This is a genomic window from uncultured Maritalea sp. (genome assembly GCF_937139385.1).
Classification (GTDB): domain Bacteria; phylum Pseudomonadota; class Alphaproteobacteria; order Rhizobiales; family Devosiaceae; genus Maritalea; species Maritalea porphyrae_A.
This window is the reverse complement of record NZ_CAKZPW010000175.1, coordinates 1-2812: the sequence shown is the minus strand read 5'-3', so window position 1 is coordinate 2812 and position 2812 is coordinate 1. Positions and strand designations below refer to the sequence as shown.

The window sequence follows — 2812 nt, the reverse complement described above, 5'->3', positions numbered from 1 at the left end:
ACATTCGTAACACCAAACTCTGAATAATCCCGAAAACAAGTGTGCTCGCATCCGTGGGATCCAAATCATTTCGGAAAATTCTTTGCTCTACAGCGTCGGCAACATTGGCGACCAATGCATTCCGAAATTCAGCCATAACTGTTCGCATTTGGGTCTGCAAAGGGCCATGCGCATTCTGCAAAGTCCGCATAACCATTATTTCGGGCAATGCTGGATTGTCCCGCACCAAACGCAGATGTCCAATAACCAACATTCGCAAACGATCGTCAGGGGAGTGAGTGCCTGTGGCCGCTTGAGCGATGTTTTCATTTACGCGGGCACAGACATGATCTGCTACAGCGTTCCAAATATCATCTTTGCTGGGGAAATGTTTGTATATGGCAGGTTGCGATAGTCCCAGACGCTTTGCGATCATGCCAGTGGTTACCTGATCGGGTCCAACTTCGAACGCCAAATCCAACACTGTTCTTGAGATTTCGACCTTTCGATCCTGAGCGGTTTTTCTCATCTATGAGCGTTCCGTTTTGACCGGTACAAGGCAATTGTGATTGCTGCCCAGAACCCAATGCGGAGCACAAGCGCGCCTACTGTACGCAATTCAAAAGGCCCACCTGCGATGGCATGAAAAGCAAATGGAATGGCCATAAATGCCGTCGTCAGCGCAATTAGTCCAGATAGAGGATAGGCCCACGCACGCTGGAGCCAAATGCCGATTGCTGCCATGACATAGAAGAAACCAGCGGCGAAGTTGAACCAGACGACAAATTCGACGTAGGCGCCTGCCATTTCTTGAGAAACTGAAGGGCCGAAAAGTACGCTACCGGCGGAAAACAAAGTCATCACACCGAACACCAATGCTACAATTGATGCAATCCTAAGTCCGAGGGACAAGGGGGGCTTGTTGCCTAGAGAAGCTGCATTCATGATCCTAGCCTCCGATGCAGTGTGTTAATTAGGAGTATTAGTTATAGACTTATAACCAAGCAACTACAACAAGTATTTTCCCGCAAACATGTCATAAGAAAAGGTTGGTTTTCTTGGAGTCAACAGCGGTGCTGTGAACGGCAGCTTTGGGCCGAAAGTGTCGAACAACTTCGCAAATCAAATGTCTTCAAAGGGCTCCAAGCGGTCATACGAACAATTCGAGACCGCAGGTCTAGCACGTGGGCGCTTCCGGTCCAAAGCCGACCTCCGTACCAAGCGCATCCAATTTCCACCGCCTGCCGAAAGCAGACATCTCTGTGCAAAACGTTGGGTGAGGACCTGATTGACTTGTGGCGCCCCGCCGGTGCAGCCATATTTGATACAGCTATACGCCTTATGGGAAAAGCCAGCTTTCAGTTGTGCTTTTGCAGTGACGCATTGTCGTCTTGGATAGAGCCAAATGATGAGTTGGTAAAATCTGCTTTTAGCACCTGGTTGCCCCAAATCAAACTAGCGGCTATTGCAGTCAAACTAAAAGGTCTACGATGCATGACACTCACCGAGTTTGAAACTGCATTTTTGATCGTGCCAGATGAGCTGACGATGGTGACGTTTTGCCAGCAACATCTGCTGCATGGAATGCCATTTGTGTTTAACGAACGTGAATGTCCGTCATCAAATGAAATGGGTATTTAGAGCGGTTTAGTTACTGGAGGCTCTGGTTCATTTGTTTGTTGATTATGCAGCTTGTTTTTGTTGTTGCAATCGGCGTTGTTTGATTGTGTTGGCTCTGATTTTCTCCCTTTGTCGTAGAATGGCTCTGTCTCGGCTGAAGTAGAAGTCAGCCGGTGTGACGTTGTTCAGGCTCTCATGGTAACGCTGATTGTTGTAATAATCGACGAATGTTTTGATCTGGCGTTCGAAATCACCTGGTAGGTAATAGTTTTCCAGCAAGATCTTATTATTCGCTGCGCGGACCTGCGGCTCACGGTTGGTCGTAATTGCCCCAAAACTGCGCACCGCCCTACTATGCAATTTATTGATACCAGCATTCGCTATCAATAATTTCAATCTATATCGAACTGAACGATAGTCTAGCTGGCAGCGACCTCACATTCGGTGAAGTAATGTGTTTAGTCGGTTGCATAAAATTGAAATGTACTTGTTGTGGGACAGAATTTGCAGGGAGGCAGAGGTTTTAGCAGACTTTCGTTTGCTAATTTTAGGCCTTTTTGGATTGCACTTCTACCGCAATTTGTCATGTTGGAGGACATAACAATGAAACAAAATGTATTCAAGGCATTGGCTGTATCACTAGCAATTGGATTGCTACCGAGTACCGCCTTCGCTGAAGCGATGAAGTTTCGCATCACAACTGAAAACAACGTCAATCACGTGAATACCAAATTTTTGCAGGAGTTCACCGATAGGGTCAACTCTGCAAGCGCAGGTGAAATTGAGGTTGAACTTTTTCACAGTGGTCAGCTCTATAAGGGGAAAGATGTTCCCCGTGCCTTGCGCCAGGGCAGTGTTGAAATGGCAGCAGTTGGCACTTGGCAATTGGGTGGCGTAGCACCCGATATCAATTTGTTGTTTATCCCGCATTTCTATGGACGCGCGAATAACGAGTTGAACGCCTTAGTGGATGGTAACATCGGCAACCAGTTGAACAAAGGACTTGAAGCAAGTCTTGAATCTGTATTGAGATTTTTATCAGCAAAATCAATTGAATCAACAAAGTCTAAATCCTCAAGAGCTATGATATCCTCTGTTACTAATCCAATCACATAAACTGCATTAAACCGTTTTGATTTAGCCATAACCGTAATACCAGTTTGGGCTTTAAGTTGTGTGATATAATTTTCATTTACTGGAACATCACGTTCAT

Annotated in this window: 4 protein-coding genes and 1 pseudogene; 2 read left to right on the top strand and 3 right to left on the bottom strand. The window is 46.1% G+C overall.

What is annotated here, in order from left to right; translation table 11 throughout:
• Both Q0231_RS07710 and Q0231_RS07705 read right to left on the bottom strand, forming a co-directional pair.
• Positions 1–508 (bottom strand): TetR/AcrR family transcriptional regulator (locus tag Q0231_RS07710; protein WP_299346885.1); only part of this gene is annotated, 508 nt, incomplete at its 3' end.
• Positions 505–924: a hypothetical protein gene (locus Q0231_RS07705; protein WP_299346882.1), complete on the bottom strand. Its 420-nt coding sequence runs from the start codon at positions 922–924 to the stop codon at positions 505–507. The genes Q0231_RS07710 and Q0231_RS07705, both read right to left, overlap by 4 nt.
• A 549-nt stretch (positions 925–1473) precedes the next feature.
• Between Q0231_RS07705 and Q0231_RS07700 the strand changes: the two genes are divergently transcribed.
• Positions 1474–1620, top strand: a complete 147-nt coding sequence (locus tag Q0231_RS07700) for a hypothetical protein (protein ID WP_269392445.1) — start codon at positions 1474–1476, stop codon at positions 1618–1620.
• A 42-nt stretch (positions 1621–1662) separates the two neighbouring features.
• Here Q0231_RS07700 and Q0231_RS07695 read toward each other — a convergent pair.
• Positions 1663–1887 (bottom strand): annotated as a pseudogene (locus Q0231_RS07695) (integrase core domain-containing protein); the annotation flags it as partial.
• A 315-nt stretch (positions 1888–2202) separates the two neighbouring features.
• On the opposite strand from Q0231_RS07695, the gene Q0231_RS07690 reads away from it, so the two are divergent.
• Positions 2203–2715, top strand: a complete 513-nt coding sequence (locus tag Q0231_RS07690; protein WP_299346879.1) for a hypothetical protein — start codon at positions 2203–2205, stop codon at positions 2713–2715.
• The last annotated feature ends 97 nt before the right edge of the window (positions 2716–2812 follow it).